Annotated in this window: 19 protein-coding genes; 11 read left to right on the top strand and 8 right to left on the bottom strand. The window is 62.0% G+C overall.

From position 1 onward, the window contains the following. Position 1 precedes the first annotated feature (1 nt). The 3 genes from chrA to AC1RTB_RS09660 all read right to left on the bottom strand — a co-directional run bounded on the left by chrA (position 2) and on the right by AC1RTB_RS09660 (position 3,058). The gene (chrA, locus tag AC1RTB_RS09670) at positions 2-1,339 is read right to left on the bottom strand and encodes a chromate efflux transporter (RefSeq protein WP_492877577.1); all 1,338 of its coding nucleotides are present in this window, start codon (positions 1,337-1,339) and stop codon (positions 2-4) included. 1 nt (position 1,340) lies between these two features. Next, positions 1,341-2,144 (bottom strand): chromate resistance protein ChrB domain-containing protein, encoded by an 804-nt coding sequence (locus tag AC1RTB_RS09665; RefSeq protein ID WP_492878175.1) that lies wholly within the window; start codon positions 2,142-2,144, stop codon positions 1,341-1,343. 149 nt (positions 2,145-2,293) lie between these two features. Beyond that, complete coding sequence (locus AC1RTB_RS09660; protein WP_492877578.1) at positions 2,294-3,058, bottom strand: sulfite exporter TauE/SafE family protein; 765 nt, start codon at positions 3,056-3,058, stop codon at positions 2,294-2,296. Positions 3,059-3,326: 268 nt separating this feature from the next. Here AC1RTB_RS09660 and AC1RTB_RS09655 point away from each other — a divergent pair, with 268 nt between their 5' ends. The 11 genes from AC1RTB_RS09655 to AC1RTB_RS09605 all read left to right on the top strand — a co-directional run bounded on the left by AC1RTB_RS09655 (position 3,327) and on the right by AC1RTB_RS09605 (position 11,578). Beyond that, positions 3,327-3,938, top strand: a complete 612-nt coding sequence (locus AC1RTB_RS09655) for a 50S ribosomal protein L25/general stress protein Ctc (protein WP_492877580.1) — start codon at positions 3,327-3,329, stop codon at positions 3,936-3,938. A 27-nt stretch (positions 3,939-3,965) separates the two neighbouring features. Next, on the top strand, positions 3,966-4,706 hold the full coding sequence (pth, locus tag AC1RTB_RS09650; RefSeq protein ID WP_492877582.1) for an aminoacyl-tRNA hydrolase: 741 nt from the start codon (positions 3,966-3,968) through the stop codon (positions 4,704-4,706). A 131-nt stretch (positions 4,707-4,837) separates the two neighbouring features. Continuing rightward, complete coding sequence (locus tag AC1RTB_RS09645; protein ID WP_492877584.1) at positions 4,838-5,389, top strand: dihydrofolate reductase family protein; 552 nt, start codon at positions 4,838-4,840, stop codon at positions 5,387-5,389. A 61-nt stretch (positions 5,390-5,450) separates the two neighbouring features. Beyond that, the gene (locus AC1RTB_RS09640; RefSeq protein ID WP_492877586.1) at positions 5,451-5,708 is read left to right on the top strand and encodes a type II toxin-antitoxin system CcdA family antitoxin; all 258 of its coding nucleotides are present in this window, start codon (positions 5,451-5,453) and stop codon (positions 5,706-5,708) included. Next, entirely contained in the window at positions 5,695-6,144 is a 450-nt protein-coding gene (locus tag AC1RTB_RS09635; RefSeq protein ID WP_492877588.1) for a PIN domain-containing protein, read from the top strand. Before AC1RTB_RS09640 ends, AC1RTB_RS09635 begins: the two co-directional genes overlap by 14 nt. 11 nt (positions 6,145-6,155) lie before the next feature. Then, positions 6,156-7,259, top strand: coding sequence for a redox-regulated ATPase YchF (gene ychF, locus AC1RTB_RS09630; RefSeq protein WP_492877590.1), 1,104 nt, complete (start codon positions 6,156-6,158; stop codon positions 7,257-7,259). A 15-nt stretch (positions 7,260-7,274) separates the two neighbouring features. Then, complete coding sequence (locus AC1RTB_RS09625) at positions 7,275-8,069, top strand: APH(3')-II family aminoglycoside O-phosphotransferase (RefSeq protein ID WP_492877592.1); 795 nt, start codon at positions 7,275-7,277, stop codon at positions 8,067-8,069. A gap of 191 nt (positions 8,070-8,260) precedes the next feature. Then, entirely contained in the window at positions 8,261-9,235 is a 975-nt protein-coding gene (corA, locus tag AC1RTB_RS09620; protein ID WP_492877594.1) for a magnesium/cobalt transporter CorA, read from the top strand. Positions 9,236-9,330: 95 nt separating this feature from the next. Continuing rightward, positions 9,331-9,792: a MaoC family dehydratase gene (locus AC1RTB_RS09615; RefSeq protein WP_492878176.1), complete on the top strand. Its 462-nt coding sequence runs from the start codon at positions 9,331-9,333 to the stop codon at positions 9,790-9,792. Beyond that, the gene (locus tag AC1RTB_RS09610) at positions 9,789-10,247 is read left to right on the top strand and encodes a MaoC family dehydratase (RefSeq protein ID WP_492877596.1); all 459 of its coding nucleotides are present in this window, start codon (positions 9,789-9,791) and stop codon (positions 10,245-10,247) included. The genes AC1RTB_RS09615 and AC1RTB_RS09610 overlap by 4 nt, the downstream gene beginning before the upstream one ends. 755 nt (positions 10,248-11,002) lie before the next feature. Further along, positions 11,003-11,578 (top strand): dihydrofolate reductase family protein, encoded by a 576-nt coding sequence (locus AC1RTB_RS09605; RefSeq protein WP_492877597.1) that lies wholly within the window; start codon positions 11,003-11,005, stop codon positions 11,576-11,578. A gap of 143 nt (positions 11,579-11,721) precedes the next feature. Here the strand turns inward: AC1RTB_RS09605 and AC1RTB_RS09600 are convergent, their stop codons facing one another. The 5 genes from AC1RTB_RS09600 to petA form a co-directional block, all read right to left on the bottom strand. Beyond that, positions 11,722-12,147 carry a hypothetical protein gene (locus tag AC1RTB_RS09600; protein WP_492877598.1) on the bottom strand — a complete coding sequence of 142 codons (426 nt, stop codon included), beginning with the start codon at positions 12,145-12,147 and terminating at the stop codon, positions 11,722-11,724. A 264-nt stretch (positions 12,148-12,411) separates the two neighbouring features. After that, entirely contained in the window at positions 12,412-12,957 is a 546-nt protein-coding gene (locus tag AC1RTB_RS09595) for an adenine phosphoribosyltransferase (RefSeq protein ID WP_492877600.1), read from the bottom strand. 156 nt (positions 12,958-13,113) lie between these two features. Further along, the gene (locus AC1RTB_RS09590; protein ID WP_476783446.1) at positions 13,114-13,974 is read right to left on the bottom strand and encodes a cytochrome c1; all 861 of its coding nucleotides are present in this window, start codon (positions 13,972-13,974) and stop codon (positions 13,114-13,116) included. 26 nt (positions 13,975-14,000) lie between these two features. Beyond that, positions 14,001-15,302, bottom strand: a complete 1,302-nt coding sequence (locus AC1RTB_RS09585; RefSeq protein ID WP_492877602.1) for a cytochrome b — start codon at positions 15,300-15,302, stop codon at positions 14,001-14,003. Between the two features lie 17 nt (positions 15,303-15,319). After that, positions 15,320-15,883 carry a ubiquinol-cytochrome c reductase iron-sulfur subunit gene (gene petA, locus AC1RTB_RS09580; protein WP_492877604.1) on the bottom strand — a complete coding sequence of 188 codons (564 nt, stop codon included), beginning with the start codon at positions 15,881-15,883 and terminating at the stop codon, positions 15,320-15,322. Positions 15,884-16,019 lie beyond the last annotated feature (136 nt).

Raw genomic sequence — 16,019 nt, 5'->3', positions numbered from 1 at the left:
CCTACAGCGCTAATTGCCAAGCCATCCCGGCCAATGCCGAGATGGCGAGCACGACGATCATGTTGGCGTGGTAGCGGATCAGCGCCACGCCTGCCGCAACCGCGATGATTGCCGCAGCCACGTCGAAGCTCCTGAAATCCAGTACCGGCAGCGCGAACGGCCCGAAGGCCGTCTCGCCGACATTGCCAAACAGCACATGCAGCGCAAACCACACGGCGAGATTGGCGATGATGCCGACGACGGCAGCCGTCACCGCCGACAGCGCGCTCGCCAGCCAGCGCACATTGCGCACCGTCTCGACATAGGGCGCGCCGACGAAGATCCACAAGAAACACGGCACGAAGGTGAACCACAGCGTCACCACGGCCCCCGCGACACCGCCCGCAAGCGGGGCAAAGCTCGAAAGCCGGGCGCCGCCGAGAAACCCGACAAACACCAGCACCAGGATCAGCGGCCCCGGTGTCGTTTCGGCGAGCCCGAGGCCAGTCAGCATTTCGTCAGGCTTCAGCCAGCCATGCACCTCGACTGCCTGCTGGGCGACATAAGCGAGCACGGCATAGGCGCCACCGAAGGTCACCGCCGCCATCTTGGAAAAGAAGGTCGCCTCCGATGTGAAGACGTGGCCAGGCCCAAGCAACTGCCACAAGACGACCAGCGGTACGAACCAGATCGCCAGCCAGACAGCGAGCGTGGAGAAGAACCGCCGCGCGCTCGGTTGCGTCCATTCCGGCATGGCATAGGCAATTTCCGGCTCGGTGTCGGCCGTCGCCTTGCTGGAATTGCCGCCAACCAGGTGAAGAACCGCGCCGATGACCGCCGCAGCCGCGATGATCAGCGGGAACGGCAGCTTGAGAAAGGCGATGGCGATGAAGGCGGCGATCGCCAGCGCCACCATCAAGCCGTTCTTCAACGCCCGCTTCGACACCTTGATCAGCGCTTCGAGCACCACGGCCAGCACCGCAGCCTTGAGCCCGAACAGCAACCCCTGCACCAAGGTGACATGGCCGACCGTCAGATAGATCGCAGACAGTGCGGTGATGACGAAAGCGCCGGGCAACACGAACAGCAGCCCGGCGACCAGCCCTCCCCTGACGCCGTGCAGCAGCCAGCCTGAATAGGTCGCAAGCTGCATCGCCTCCGGACCCGGCAACAGCATGCAGTAGTTGAGCGCGTGCAGGAAGCGCGGCTCGTCGAGCCAGCGCTTCTCGTCGACGAGGATGCGGTGCATCAACGCGATCTGCCCGGCCGGCCCGCCGAAAGACAACAGACCGATCTTGGCGAAGACGCGCACGGCCTCGGCAAAGGACGGGCGAGCCGCCCCGCTTGAAGTCATGTCCATTTCAGATCGCCTTTGCCGGCCAATTGTGGGTTTCAGCCGTCGCATAGCGGCACCAGCCATAGAGCGCATCGTAGATCGGCATGCCCTTTTCCAGTTGCGTGAGGTCGTCGTCCTCGATGGCTGACAAGCCCAACGATATGGCAAGCAACCCTGCCGCCTCCGGCTCCAGATCCATTCGCGCGGTGTCCGCGCCGCGCACGATCCGCGCAAGATGAAGCAGTGCCGGGTCGGTCAGGCCGAACTCCGCTATCAGCGTGTCGAAGGTGCATTGCTCGCCGCGATGCGAATAATGCACATCCTTGATGTCGTAGGGGATGGCGCCGGTCTCGTCGGCGACATCCTTGACCCATTCAGCCGTTACGAAATGGAAGATCGCAAGCGGATCGATGAAGCGCCGGATCAGCCATGGACAGGCGATGCGGTCGATCTTTGGCCGCGACCGCGTCACCCAGACGCTTGGCGCAGGCAATCCAGACTCGATACCGGGCGCCTCTCGCGTCACCAGCAGTCCGCCGGCTGCAATCCAGGCATCGAGGCCGCCTTCGAGCATCGATACATCGGCGCCAGCGGCCGTCAGACGCATGACGGCGATCTCGCTGACATTGTGGCCGTGGGCGCAATAGACGACCAGTTCGCGCCCAGACGGCAGCTGCGGCAGCCATTCGTCTGACTTCATGTGGTCGCGCCACAACGCACCTGCAATACGGGTCGGCGACGCGGCAAAAACGTCGGCACGGCGCACGTCGATGATCAACGGGCAGCGATCGGTGCCGATCAGTGGGATCAATTGTTGGGGCGAAATCATACGAGGCATGGTTTTTCCTCCGCATAGCTAGCGAAGGCGGAACTTGGGCTCACGCCTCACGGGGAGTCCACCATGCCCCCGGTTTGTGAATTCTAGTTGAAAGCGGCCCGAACTTCAACGACGAAGGTCGGGCTGAGCGCCTTCCCCGATCATCGTAGAACGCCGTCCAGGACGGGCAGGCCGATGATCGCCGCCGTTGCGATCAGGCCGTAGCAGATGCGGCGGAACGTGGTCTCGTTGGCGCGGCTGAACAGCCGCGAACCGATGAACAGCCCCGCAGCGAAGGTCGGCCCGATCGTCAGCGACAGTCCCACCGTCTCCCAGGTCAGCAGCCCGGCGACCAGATAGCTTGCGATCGACAGCACGCTCGATATGGCGAAGTAGAGCACGATATTGGCACGCACCGTCTGCGGCAGGAACGCACCACCAAGCCAGTAGGCGACGACAGGTGGCCCACCGACCTGGGCAGCACCCGAAAACAGCCCCGAGGTCGCGCCGACGGCAGCAGTCAGGCTGGCATGAGGGCGGCCGTGGTAGCGCCAACCCGACATCAGCAGGGCGAGCAGCGCAGCCACGATGGCAACGATGGCCCAGCGGATCACCACGCCGTCGACATGGGTCAGCAGATAAGTGCCGGCCGGCACGCCGATCACCGCCCCGAGCGCCATGACGCCGACATTGGCGCGGTCGGCGTTGCGCCACGCATTCGGGATCAGCCCCGGGGTCAGCACCAGGTCGACGATCAGCAGCAGCGGCACCGCAAGCTTGGCACCGACCAGCGAACTTGCCACCGGCACGAAGATCAGCGCGCCACCGAACCCCGAGAAGCCGCGGGCGCAGCCGGCGACGAAGGCGGCAACGACCAGGACCAGGATGGTGCCCGTGGGTAGGTCGAGCTGGAGATATGCTTGCATCGATGAAATTGCCGCCGTGAACGTTTCGAACGGGCGTGATACAGGCACGCCAGCGTTTTCGCGAGTGGCCACGGCAGCACCATGAAAGAGCCAGCCCAAAGAACCCCGACGGTTGCACTTTTAGCCACCTTCCGATATAGAGCCGCCACCCGCGTAGACACCCTTGGAGGCAACGCGGCGGAAGGCCGCCCCACCCGGCGGCTTTCGACGTTTACGGATGCGGCGTCGAGTCGGCCGTAGGCGCTCCATACAACCGAAAGGAAATGCCATGAGCGAAACATACGAGCTCAAGGCCGAAGCACGCGAACAGGTCGGTAAGGGGTCCGCCCGTGAAGTTCGCCGCAACGGTAAAGTGCCTGCAGTTATTTACGGCGACAAGCAGCCTCCCCTGGCGATCGCCCTGTCCTACAAGGACATCTTCTACAAGATCCATGGCGGCAGCTTCCTGACCACCGTGGCCACGATCGATGTCGATGGCAAGAAGATCCAGGTTCTGCCCAAGGACTTCCAGCTTGACCCGGTCCGTGACTTCCCGATGCATGTCGACTTCCTGCGCGTCGGCGCAAACACCGAAGTCAACGTCCAGGTTCCGGTGCACTTCATCAACGAAGAAAAGTCGCCCGGTATCAAGCGCGGCGGCACGCTCAACATCGTTCGTCACGAGGTCGAGTTCCACTGCCCGGCCAATGCGATCCCGGATTTCATCACCGTTGATCTCGACGGCACTGACATCGGCGATTCGATCCACATCTCGGCCGTCAAGCTGCCCAAGGGCGTGAAGCCGGTCATCTCCGACCGCGATTTCACCATCGCAACGATCGCCGGCACTTCGGCTTCGAAGTCGGAAGAAGCTTCAACCGAGGCTGCCCCCGAGGCATAATCGGCTGCATATCCGGAGGATCCGAACATGCTGCTCTTTGCAGGTCTCGGCAATCCGGGTGCGCAATACGCAAACAACCGGCACAATGTCGGCTACATGGCGGCGGACGCGATTGCCCGCCGCCATTCGTTTTCGCCCTGGACGAAAAAGTTCAAGGGCCTGCTCGCCGAAGGCAATATCGGCGGCGAAAAGATCATCCTTCTCAAGCCGCATACCTTCATGAACCTGTCCGGCCAGTCGGTCGGCGAAGCCTTGCGCTTCTACAAGCTCGAACCTTCGACGCTGACCGTCTTTTACGACGAGCTCGACCTGATCGCCGGCAAGGTGCGGGTCAAGATCGGCGGCGGCGCGGGTGGCCATAACGGCATCCGCTCGATCGACCAGCACATCGCCAGGAACTATCGCCGCGTGCGCATCGGCATCGGCCATCCCGGCGTCAAGGAAATGGTCCACGGGCACGTGCTGGGCGACTTCGCCAAGGCCGACAAGGAATGGCTGGACGTTCTTCTCGACCTGCTCGCCGACAGTGCTGATCTGCTGGTCAAGGGCGACGACAACGGCTTCATGAACAAGGTGATCGTCGGCTTGCGCGACAAGCTCGCGCCGACTTCCGACGATGACCGTCCGCCGCCCAAGGCACCAAAGGCGCAAGCGCCGAAGGCTCAAAGCCACATCAGGCAGGCCCGCGCGCCGCAGGCTCCGGTCAAGCTTCCCGAAACCGGGCCGATGGCCGCAATGCTGAAAAAACTGTTCGGCAACAAGGATTGAGCTGGCAACGGCTTTGTCATCGGCAGGCGGCCCAGATAGATGCGCGCCTTGCGCCAGCCAGCAAACCCTCCTGACATAAGCGCGACAACAGCCATGTTAAAAAGGCTCTTTGGCAACAAGGAGTGATTCCGATGGCTTCTTTAGGCGTTGATGACGTCATCTACATGTTCGCGATGTCGCTGGACGGCTTCATTGCCCGCGAAGACGGCAGTTTCGACTGGCTCGACAACTTTCCAGCTAACGACGACTACGATTTTTCCGCGTTCATGGATTCGCTGAGCGGTATCGTCATGGGGCGCGCGACTTATGATGTTGTTCGCCGTGAACCGGAATGGGCCTACGCCAGGCACCGCTGCCTCGTCGCCACGTCGCGCCCGCTCGACAATCTACCCGAAAACACCGAGGCGATGGCCGGCACGCCTGCCGAGATGCTCGCCAACTTGCGGGCACGTGGTGCCAATGGCCGCATCTGGCTGTTCGGCGGCGGCGACCTCGCCCGTCAGTTCATGGACGCCGGCCTGCTCGACACCATCGAGATCGGAACAATCCCGGTGATCCTGGGCTCCGGCATCCCCGCATTCGGCGGCAAACAGGCCGATCGCTGGCTCGATCTGGCCTTTGCCAAGCCCTTGGCCAATGGCGCGGTACACGCGCAATACCGCGTGCGACGGCCGGATTCTTGAAGGGTTGAGCTTCAAGGGCTATATACGAAAACACGAGGTTCGTGTTTTCGTGAGGTTTGCCATGAAGAACGTGACCATTTCGATGGAAGAAGAGTTGCTACGCAAGGCACGTATCGAGGCAGCGAAGGCAGGCCTGAGCATTTCGCGATATGTTTCAAGCCTGGTTCAACAGAGCGTGCGCGACACAACGCAAGCAAGCCGCGATCAAGAGCGCGAGCGGCGAATGAAGGCCTTGGAACGTTTCCTGAACGGACCCAAGCTGCAAATCTCTGAAAATGGGCGCATGCCGACCGCTGAAGAGCGCAATGCCAGGCGATAGGGTATTCATCGACAGTAATGTTTTGCTGTACGCGCGTGATGTCGCGCTCTCCGCCAAGGCCGATGTAGCGAATGCCTGGCTCCGTGAAACGGTTTGGCGCGGTGTCGCCTGCGCGAACCTGCAGGTCCTGAACGAAGTGACCCAAGTCATGTTGCGAAAGCGGCGGGACCTGACACAGGATGAGGTGTTTTCGGCAGTTGACGAGCTTTCATTTCTGGGGAGCAGTCCAATTACCATGTCGTCTGTCCACGCTGCTCGAAAGATCCGCGCAGAAACACTCTACTCCTGGTGGGACTGCCTGCTGCTCGCTTGCGCCCTTGAACTCGGCTGCAAATACTTCCTTTCCGAGGATTTGCAGGACGGGCAGGACATCGAAGGCTTGACGATCGTTAATCCTTTCGCCCATAGCCCTGATCAAATTCAGATTTCCCGATAGGACCAATCACCATGGGTTTCAAATGCGGCATCGTTGGCCTGCCCAACGTAGGCAAATCGACGCTTTTCAACGCGCTGACGCGCACGGCAGCCGCGCAGGCGGCAAACTATCCTTTCTGCACCATCGAGCCGAACACCGGTGAGGTCGCAGTTCCGGACCCGCGCCTGAAACTTCTGGCGGCGACGGCCAAGTCGAAGGAGATCATCCCGACCCGCATCTCCTTCGTCGACATCGCCGGCCTGGTGCGCGGCGCCTCGAAGGGCGAAGGTCTGGGCAACCAGTTCCTCGCCAACATCCGCGAGGTCGACGCCATCGTGCACGTGCTGCGATGCTTCGAAGATGACGACATCACCCATGTCGAAGGCCGCATCGATCCGGTCGCCGACGCCGAGACGGTCGAGACCGAGCTGATGCTCGCCGACCTCGAAAGCCTCGAGCGCCGCATCGTGCAGTTCCGCAAGCGCGCGGCCAGCAAGGACAAGGAGGCGACCACCGTCCTGCCGATGATGGAGCAGTCGCTTGCGCTGCTGCAGGACGGCAAGCCGGCGCGCCTGCTGCTCAACGGCATATCAGCCGAGGACCTCGAGATCCTGCAGGGCCTGAACCTTTTGACCTCGCATCCTGTGCTTTATGTCTGCAACGTCGCCGAGGCCGATGCGGCGACCGGCAACGAGCACACGCAGGCAGTGCAGAAGATGGCCGAGGCGCAGGGCGCCGGCGTCGTCGTCATCTCGGCCGCAATCGAAGCCGAAGTCGCCCAGCTGCCCGACGAAGAAGCCCAGGAATTCCTTGCCGATCTCGGCCTGGAAGAGCCGGGCCTGGATAAGCTCATCCGCGCCGGCTACGAGCTTTTGCACCTGATCACCTACTTCACCGTCGGCCCCAAGGAGACGCGCGCCTGGACCGTCCACAAGGGCGCCAAGGCACCGCAGGCGGCGGGTGTGATCCACACCGACTTCGAACGCGGCTTCATCCGCGCCCAGACCATCGCCTACACCGACTTCGTCACGCTCGGCGGCGAAGTTCCGGCCAAGGAGGCCGGCAAGGCGCGCGACGAAGGCAAGGAATATGTCGTCCAGGACGGCGACGTCATGCTGTTCAAGTTCAACACCTGAGGTCTTGAGGACCTGATGACGCAGCACGCTTCTTTCGAGATCGATCTGCCGCGATCTCTGCGGGCTGCGTTATCGGGTTACGACTGGGACCGCCAGACCATCGGCCATTCGGATGCCGGCGTGTTCAAGCTTGCGGCCGCCGGCAAGCCGACGCTGTTTCTCAAGACCGAAGAGACCAGCGACTTTGCCGAACTGCCCGACGAGGTGGTTCGGCTGCGCTGGCTGGGCAGCCAGGGCATCCCCTGCCCTGAAGTGATCGCCTTCGAAACCCACGCCGGCCACAACTGGCTGCTGATGAGCGCGCTTGCTGGCCAGGACCTGGTTTCGCAGGAGACCGCACCAGACAAGGCCATCGCCATCATCGCCGAGGCGCTGCGCAGCTTGCATGCGCTGGATGTCTTCTCCTGCCCGTTCGACCACAGGCTTGCGGCGCGGATCGTTTTGGCAAAGTCCCGTATGGAGGCTGGCGAGGTCGATGAGGACGACTTCGACGAGGAGTGGCTGGGCCAATCGGCCGAAACGGTGTTCGAACAGGTTCTGGCGCGCCGGCCTGCTGGCGAAGAGCTGGTGGTAACCCATGGCGATGCGTCCATGCCGAACTTCATCGCCGATGGCGACCGCTTCTCGGGCTTCATCGATTGCAGCCGGCTCGGCGTCGCCGACCGCCATCAGGATTTGGGCATCGTCTGCTGGAGCATCCACACCAATCTCGGCGAAGAGTGGGTGGCACCCTTCCTCGCGCTTTACGGCATGCCCGAGGCCGAAGCTGCGAAGCTCTCCTACTACCAGCTGCTCGACGAGTTCTTCTGAGCCGGCCGCGGCCTTGTTTGCGACGTCATGGTCCTGTCATGTCTCGCACCTACGGACTGGCAGCTTGACGCCTGTTGCACCCGAGCCTATCGCGGAGCCCTGTGAGCCGGGCTGCCGGCGCTTTGTTTTGACGTTATCCTGAGCGCGTGCCCGGTTGGGCAGTCTCGCCTCCAGCATGGGAGACCCGGCCGATGATCAAGGCATTCGTCGTGGAGAATGAACGTCTGCGGCTCGCGGACAATATCGAGGCCGACAAGGACAGGATCGTGTGGGCCGACCTGTTCGCGCCGACCAAGGACGAGGAGGCGATGATCGAGCAATGGCTCGGCGTTGGCGTTCCGACACGCGAGGAGATGGAGGAGATCGAGATCTCGTCGCGCCTTTATGTCGAGGACGGCGCCTTCTTCATGACCGCGATCTTGCCCTCGCAGGCCGACAGCGACGATCCTGTCATGTCGCCTGTGACCTTCGTTCTGCGCCGCAACCTGCTGGTCACCATCCGCTATCACGAGCCGCGCGCCTTCACGACCTTTCCGATGCGCGCCGAAAAGGTCTCGACCGGCTGTACCACGGGCGAAAGCATCCTCATCGGGCTTCTCGAGGCGATCGTCGACCGTCTCGCCGACGTTCTCGAGCGCGCCTCGCGCGGCGTCGAGGCGATCTCCAAGGACATCTTCAACCCGACCGCCACCAAGGCCTCAAAGCGCGACCGCGACTTCCAGCGCCTGCTCAAGGATATCGGCCGCAAGGAGACTTTGACCTCCGACATCCGCGACAGCCTGACCTCGCTGCAGCGCCTGTCGGGCTTCCTTGCCAATGCCGTTGGCCTGGGCAAGAACGGCAAGGATGCCAAGGCACACGTCAAGACCTTGTCGCGCGACGTGCTGTCGCTCACCGACCACGCCAATTTCCTGTCGCAGAAAATCACCTTCCTGCTCGATGCCACGCTCGGCATGATCAACATCGAGCAGAACGGCATCATCAAGATCGTCTCGGTGGCGGCGGTCGTGTTCCTGCCGCCGACGCTGGTGGCTTCGATCTACGGCATGAATTTCGAATTGATGCCGGAGCTGAAATGGCTGTTTGGCTATCCTTTCGCGCTCGGCATGATGGTCGTATCGGCGATCCTGCCCTATTGGTATTTCCGCCGGCGCGGCTGGCTGTGAGCCAATGGCGGGTCCTTGACCGTGCCTTGCGAATGCCGCACAGCCGGTTCATGGTGATCGTACAATCTTGAACAGGATTTCCGATGAGCGCCCCTATGAGTGCCAAGAAATGGGCCTATGAGGATTTTGGCGAGGGCGTTGTACTCGACCTCGGAACCAAGATCGTCAGCGCCGCAGAGATCGTCGAATTCGCCTCGGAGTTCGACGCGCAGCCGTTTCATCTCGACGAGGAGGCCGGCAAGGCGAGCACCCTGGGCGGGCTATCGGCGTCGGGCTGGCACACCTGCTCGATGTTCATGCGCATGCTGTGCGATGCCTTCCTGCTCGACTCGACATCGCAAGGCGCGCCCGGCGTCGACTATGCCAAGTGGAAGCGGCCGGTGCTTGCCGGCGACACGTTGAGCGGCACGCTGACCGTCCTGTCCAGGCGCCTGTCGCGCTCGAAACCGACGCTCGGTTTCGTCAGCTGGCGCGCCGAACTGGTGAACCAGAAAGGCGAGGTTGTCTTTGAACTTGCCAACACCTGCATGTTCCTCACCCGCGAGGCAGCGGCATGACGCTCGACGAATATCTCGGCATCGGGGTCACCACCACGCTGGGCAGCTATCGCTTCGAGGCCGAGGCGATCAAGGAATTTGCCCGCAAATACGATCCGCAGCCCTTCCACACCGACGAGGAGGCCGCCAAGGCCAGCGTCTTCGGCGGTCTCTGCGCCTCGGGCTGGCACACCACTGCGGCCTGGATGAAGCTCAACCTGGCGCATCGCGGTCGCCCCTGGGAGGGCCCTGGCCCGAAACCGGAATTCGGCCCCTCGCCCGGCTTCAAGAACCTGAAATGGCTGAAGCCGGTCTATGCCAGCGAGACGGTGACCTTCACCCGCATCGGCCTCAATCACCGGCCACTCGCCTCGCGCCCCGGCTGGCGCATCATGACCATCCACTCCGAGGGTTTTGACAGCACCGGCGACAAGGTCATCGAGTTCGACAGTGCCGTGCTGGTGAAGGTGGGCTGAGAGCCGCGCCCTCACCCCATTTCCGCTGAACCGCCCATATCGCGCTCTACGTTGCCCCCCTCTGGCCTGCCGGCCATCTCCCCCTCAGGTGGGGAGATTAGCAGCTTCAGCGCCTCGGCCATTTGGCGGCGTTGAAGGCTGGCGAAAGTCGCGGTGAAGGCGTGATCTCCCCCCTTGAGGGGAGATGGCCGGCAGGCCAGAGGGGGGCGCGAAGGATCGCGGCCTTCGCCGTTGGCGTGTCTTTCCATCGCCACGCTCGCTTTCGCGCCTGGCCATTGTCAAAGAACGCTCCCTTGCAGGAGGTAGTTCGGGAAGCGGGGCGCGAGGCCGTGCCTTCCGATAATTTAATATGTGGCGCGAACCTCGCGTCCCGCCCGGTGTTCTTGCCCCGCTCAGTCGCCTCAACGCTCTCGCGCCGCCAGCCGCCGCAAGGCCCGGGCTTGGGGGCTCATCACCCAGCAGGAGAACCGACCTCCCACCAGCCCGGCACCGGCGCTTCCCCCCGATGCCCGGTGCGCACCGGGGTCCCGTGGAAGAACGCAAGGAGAATGATACGGGAGGTGGAGAGGGCGTGGAGAAACGGGGTCGGCTATCCACGGTGGTTGCTGACAAGGGGTGACAGAAAACAATTAAACCACTTGGTTGACTAATCTGAAGCACAAGCCTACATTAAACCACACGGTTGAATGAATTCCATCTTTCTCGCCCTTGGCGCGGGCCGATAACCGGCCTGGCGCAACGGCATGGAGATTGTTATGCGCAAGCTGATTGCTGGAATGAAGATCTCTGTCGACGGCAAGATGGAGGGACCGGAGGGCATGGCGGACTGGATCGAGGCGTGGTCCGACGACTATGGCGTCATGGCGCAAGTCGATGCCTGCCTGCTTGGCGGCGGCATGTACCCTGGCTACGAGAGCTATTGGACGGCGATACAGAACGAGCCGGACAGTCCTGCCTGGATCACCGGTGCCGCACCCACTCCGGCCGAGCTCGAATGGGCCGGGTTCGTTAGAAAGACCCCGCACTACGTGCTGACGAACACCCTGACTTCGACACTTTGGCCGAACACGAGCGTCGTGCGCACGCTCGATGACATCGCGGCGCTCAAGCGGCAGCCCGGCAAGGACATCTATCTCGTCGGGGGTGCTCGAACCACCGCCAGCCTCATCGATGCCAGGCTGGTCGATGAACTCCGGCTCATCGTCTATCCGCTGATCGCTGGCGAAGGAAAAGCACTTTTTGCCACCACGGAACGCCGCCATGGGCTCGAACTCAGGAAGGTCGAGCAGCTCACCAACGGCCGCCTGAGCCTGATCTACGCGATGAGCTGACGGAGCAGATCAAAAAGAAAATGCAAATGGCGTGGAGAAATTCTCTACGCCATCGGGCAATATGATCTCGCTATGACGCGCTGTGGCCCAGCGGACGCAAGCAGCTGCTGGATTACAGCTCCATTTGCGGCTGCTGGCCGCAGTCAATTGTTGATGGCGAATATTTTCACTTCCAGCTTGTCGCCAATCCCTTGGAACCAGATTTCGCCATCGCCGATCATCACGCCCTGCCAGTTGGCGAAGAGCGTTGCATATGTCTGCTTGGCGACAGCCGCCTTCACCTTCGCGGAGATGAGCTTGTCGTAATCGGCAATGAAATGCTTGGCATCCTTGATTTGAACGGACCCGGTTTTGGCATTGGCGACGAACGGATAATTGACCATCGCAGCGACGGCAGCCTTATCGTCGGACGCAACGGCTTTCTGGAGGTTCGAAAAGAACTCGGCATAGTCCTTGTGCGAGCCCATCGTCTCGTCGAGCCGCTTGTCCATGTCGGCATTGGTTTGCGCGAGCGCTGGCGCCGACATGGCGATGAAACCGGATATTGCCGCGATCAGTACCCTTTTCATTGCTCTTCCCTCGTAGCTGTCAACATCGTGAGGGAGGCCTGTATAGGTTCAGCCCTCGCAAGAAAGCTCACACAATCACGCGATGATGACAACTCGCCGACACATGTCGAATGGCGGCGAATATTAGCGTGTGCAAAAGAAGTCCAAGACTCTGCAATTCGTAGCGGTTCAGCATGCGGGGCTGTCGCAGTCGGGTCGGAAGCTGATTTCCGGGGCGCAGAAGAGTGGAAAATCTCTCCCCGCCCCAACGGCCTCACAGGCCCCTCAGTGGCCTTCGAAGGCGATCAGCGTGCGTACGTCGACGCCGAGTGCTTCGAGCTTCTTGCGGCCGCCAAGGTCGGGTAAATCGACGATGAAGCAGGCGGCGACGATGTCGGCGCCGAGCTGGCGCAGGAGCTTGACCGCGGCCTCGGCGGTGCCGCCGGTGGCGATCAGGTCGTCGACGAGGATGACCTTTTGGCCGACGGCGATCGCGTCCTTGTGCATCTCCATCTCGTCGAGGCCGTATTCCAGGCTGTAGGCGATGCGCACGGTCTCGTGCGGCAGCTTGCCCTTCTTGCGGATTGGCACGAAGCCGGCCGACATCTGGTGCGCGATGGCACCGCCGAGGATGAAGCCGCGCGCCTCGATGCCGGCGACCTGGTCGATCTTGGCACCGGCATAGGGATGGACGAGCTCGTCGATGGTGCGGCGGAAGGCACGGGCATTGCCGAGCAGCGTGGTGATGTCGCGGAACATCACGCCGGGCCTGGGATAGTCGGGAATGTTCCTGATGGCGCCAAGCAGCGTCTGTTCAAGCGAGGTGTTCATCGGCGGGGGCTCCGTTGCCTACAGCGCAGCGTACCATTCCTGGAAGCGCAACGGACGCCGTGGCTTTGACTCTGCACTGGCAGTTTTGACGGGTTGGGCGGCAAAAGAAAAGGGCGCCTTGTGAGCGCCCTTCGATTTTAAGTCGGCTGACAGCGATCAGTGCGGGACGTTGGCCCAGACCTTGCGCTTGGTGGCGTAGACCAGGCCGGCAAACAGCACCAGGAAGATCATGACGGCGAAACCTGTCTGCTTGCGCGCTTCGAGGTGCGGCTCGGCAGCCCACATCAGGAACGCCGAGACGTCCCTCGAATACTGCTCGACCGTCTCGGGCGAACCGTCTTCGTAGGTCACCTGGCCGTCGGAAAGCGGCTTGGCCATGGCCAGCGACTTGCCGCCGATGAAGAACGGGTTGTAGTGCGTGCCCTCGGCGACTTCCATGCCGGCCGGCGGCTGCTCGTCATAGCCGGTCAGAAGCGCGTGGATGTAGTCCGGACCGTTCGACGCATACTGGGTGAAGATGTCGAACACGAAGGTCGGGAAACCACGCTCGACGCCGCGCGCCTTGGCGATCAGCGAGAAATCGGGCGGAGCAGCACCGTTATTGGCGGCGGCCGCAGCAATCGAATTGGGGAAAGGCGACGGGAAGTGATCGCCAGGCAGAGCCTTGCGGGTGAACATCTCGCCATCGCCGTTCGGGCCGTCCTGCACTTCGTACTCGGCGGCGAAGGCCTTGACCTGCGCTTCGGAGTAACCGAGGTCCGAAAGCGTACGGAACGCCACCAGGTTCATCGAGTGACAGGCCGAGCACACTTCCTTGTAGATCTTCAGGCCGCGCTGGAGCTGGCCCTTGTCGTAGGTCCCGAATGGGCCGGCGAAGGTCCAGTCCATCTGCTTGGGCTTGTGGATCGGGAAGTGCGTCGGCTCAGCCGCGTTATGCGCTTCCTGAGCCAGCGCCACGCCGGCGGTGCCGGCGAGCACGAAGCCGATGGCAGCCAGACCGTTGAGAATCTTTTTCATTCCAAAATCCCTCTCAGATTCTCGGTTCAGCCGCGGGTCTCGGGTGCAGCGGTTGCACCAGCCGGATGAGCGGCGCCGCCCTTGTTCTTCTCGAGCACCGCTTCGGTGATCGAGTTGGGCAAGCGGCGCGGCGTCTCGATCAGGCCGAGAACCGGCATGATGACCAGGAAGAATGCGAAGTAGTAGAGCGTAGCGATCTGCGACATGATCACATAGGAGCCTTCAGCCGGGCGCGAGCCGAGCCAGCCCAGGAAGATCGCGTTGATGACGAAGATCCAGAAGAACAGCTTGTACCAGGGACGGTAGACAGCCGAACGGACCTTCGAGGTGTCGAGCCACGGCACGACGAACAGCACCGCGATCGAACCGAACATGGCAAGCACGCCACCGAGCTTGGAGTCGATCGGCCCGATGTTGAAGGTGATTGCGCGCAGGATCGCGTAGAACGGCAGGTAGTACCATTCCGGAACGATGTGCGCCGGCGTCTTCAGCGAGTCGGCCATGATGTAGTTGTCGGGATGGCCGAGGAAGTTGGGGATGTAGAAGACGAAGTAGGCGAACACGGCCAGGAACACGACCATGGCGAAACCATCCTTGATGGTCGCATAGGGCGTGAAGGCGACGGTGTCGGTCTTCGACTTGACTTCGATGCCGGTCGGGTTGGACTGGCCGGTGACATGCAGCGCCCAGACGTGGAGGACCACGACGCCGGCGATCATGAATGGCAGCAGGTAGTGCAGCGCAAAGAAGCGGTTCAGCGTCGGATTGTCGACGGCAAAGCCACCAAGCAGCAGTTCCTGGATCCAGGTTCCGACCAACGGTATGGCGGTGAAGAAGCCGGTGATGACGGTCGCGCCCCAGAAGGACATCTGACCCCAGGGCAGAACGTAGCCCATGAAGCCGGTCGCCATCATCAGCAGATAGATGATGCAGCCCAGGATCCAAAGCAGCTCACGCGGCGCCTTGTAGGAGCCGTAATAGAGACCACGCATGATGTGGATGTAGACGGCGATGAAGAAGAACGACGCACCGTTGGAGTGCATGTAGCGGAGCAGCCAACCGGAGTTGACGTCGCGCATGATCTTTTCGACGGACTGGAAAGCCAGCGTCGTGTCGTTGGCGTAGTGCATCGCCAGAACCACGCCGGTGAGGATCTGTGCCACCAGCATGATCGAAAGGATGCCGCCGAAGGTGTAGGCGTAATTCAGATTACGCGGAACCGGGTAGGAGACGAATGAATCGTGCACCAGCCGCGGCAGCGGCATACGCGCATCGATCCAGCGGCCAATGCCGGTTTTGGGCGAATAGGTCGAGTGTCCACCGCTCATGGAATTATGTCCCCTGCTCAGCCTATCCGAAGCTTCGTGTCGGAAATGAACTGGAAATTCGGAATATGAAGGTTTTCAGGCGCCGGTCCTTTGCGGATACGGCCCGCCGTGTCGTAGTGGGAGCCGTGGCACGGGCAGAACCAGCCACCGAAATCACCCTGCTGACCGAGCGGCACGCAACCCAGATGGGTGCAGACGCCGACCATGACCAGCCAGTTTTCCTTGTCCTTGCCGGCCGTACGATCGATGTCGGTCGCCTGGGCGTCGGCAGCGATGTTGGCGTTGCGCGCAACCGGATCCTTGAGCTCGGCAAGCGGCACGTCTTGCGCCTTCTTGATCTCTTCAGGGGTGCGGTTGCGGATGAACACCGGCTTGCCGCGCCACTTGACCGTCAGCGACATGCCGGGCGTGAGCGAGGAGACGTCGACCTCGATCGAGGAAGCCGCAAGCGTCGAGGCGTCCGGGCGCATCTGATCGATGAAGGGCCAGGCCACAGCACCGGCGCCAACGGCACCTGCCATGGCGGTAGCGACGTAAAGAAAATCGCGGCGATTGGGCTCGCTCGTATCGGTTGCGCTCACGGGACCTGATCCTTTTGCCTCAATTCCAACCGGAGGCTGAGCAATTGTCCCCGCTCAACGATGCACGCCCGACAGCGCATGGCAACCAGGCTAGCGAATTCCTCCGGCATTTGGACTTCGGTTTATGCGTGAAGGC

It is taken from the genome of Aminobacter sp. GW821-FHT11F06 (assembly GCF_058808215.1).
This window is presented reverse-complemented; position numbering and strand designations above follow the sequence as displayed.

Bases quoted from the DNA above. Each gene is read 5' to 3' on its own strand.
- AC1RTB_RS09660 (WP_492877578.1), bottom strand. From the start codon at position 3,058: ATGCAAGCATATCTCCAGCTCGACCTACCCACGGGCACCATCCTGGTC.
- AC1RTB_RS09655 (WP_492877580.1), top strand. From the start codon at position 3,327: ATGAGCGAAACATACGAGCTCAAGGCCGAAGCACGCGAACAGGTCGGT.
- AC1RTB_RS09610 (WP_492877596.1), top strand. From the start codon at position 9,789: ATGACGCTCGACGAATATCTCGGCATCGGGGTCACCACCACGCTGGGC.
- pth (WP_492877582.1), top strand. From the start codon at position 3,966: ATGCTGCTCTTTGCAGGTCTCGGCAATCCGGGTGCGCAATACGCAAAC.
- AC1RTB_RS09595 (WP_492877600.1), bottom strand. From the start codon at position 12,957: ATGAACACCTCGCTTGAACAGACGCTGCTTGGCGCCATCAGGAACATT.
- AC1RTB_RS09625 (WP_492877592.1), top strand. From the start codon at position 7,275: ATGACGCAGCACGCTTCTTTCGAGATCGATCTGCCGCGATCTCTGCGG.
- AC1RTB_RS09665 (WP_492878175.1), bottom strand. From the start codon at position 2,144: ATGATTTCGCCCCAACAATTGATCCCACTGATCGGCACCGATCGCTGC.
- AC1RTB_RS09645 (WP_492877584.1), top strand. From the start codon at position 4,838: ATGGCTTCTTTAGGCGTTGATGACGTCATCTACATGTTCGCGATGTCG.
- corA (WP_492877594.1), top strand. From the start codon at position 8,261: ATGATCAAGGCATTCGTCGTGGAGAATGAACGTCTGCGGCTCGCGGAC.
- AC1RTB_RS09590 (WP_476783446.1), bottom strand. From the start codon at position 13,974: ATGAAAAAGATTCTCAACGGTCTGGCTGCCATCGGCTTCGTGCTCGCC.
- AC1RTB_RS09640 (WP_492877586.1), top strand. From the start codon at position 5,451: ATGAAGAACGTGACCATTTCGATGGAAGAAGAGTTGCTACGCAAGGCA.
- AC1RTB_RS09635 (WP_492877588.1), top strand. From the start codon at position 5,695: ATGCCAGGCGATAGGGTATTCATCGACAGTAATGTTTTGCTGTACGCG.
- AC1RTB_RS09585 (WP_492877602.1), bottom strand. From the start codon at position 15,302: ATGAGCGGTGGACACTCGACCTATTCGCCCAAAACCGGCATTGGCCGC.
- chrA (WP_492877577.1), bottom strand. From the start codon at position 1,339: ATGGACATGACTTCAAGCGGGGCGGCTCGCCCGTCCTTTGCCGAGGCC.
- AC1RTB_RS09600 (WP_492877598.1), bottom strand. From the start codon at position 12,147: ATGAAAAGGGTACTGATCGCGGCAATATCCGGTTTCATCGCCATGTCG.
- ychF (WP_492877590.1), top strand. From the start codon at position 6,156: ATGGGTTTCAAATGCGGCATCGTTGGCCTGCCCAACGTAGGCAAATCG.
- AC1RTB_RS09615 (WP_492878176.1), top strand. From the start codon at position 9,331: ATGAGTGCCAAGAAATGGGCCTATGAGGATTTTGGCGAGGGCGTTGTA.
- AC1RTB_RS09605 (WP_492877597.1), top strand. From the start codon at position 11,003: ATGCGCAAGCTGATTGCTGGAATGAAGATCTCTGTCGACGGCAAGATG.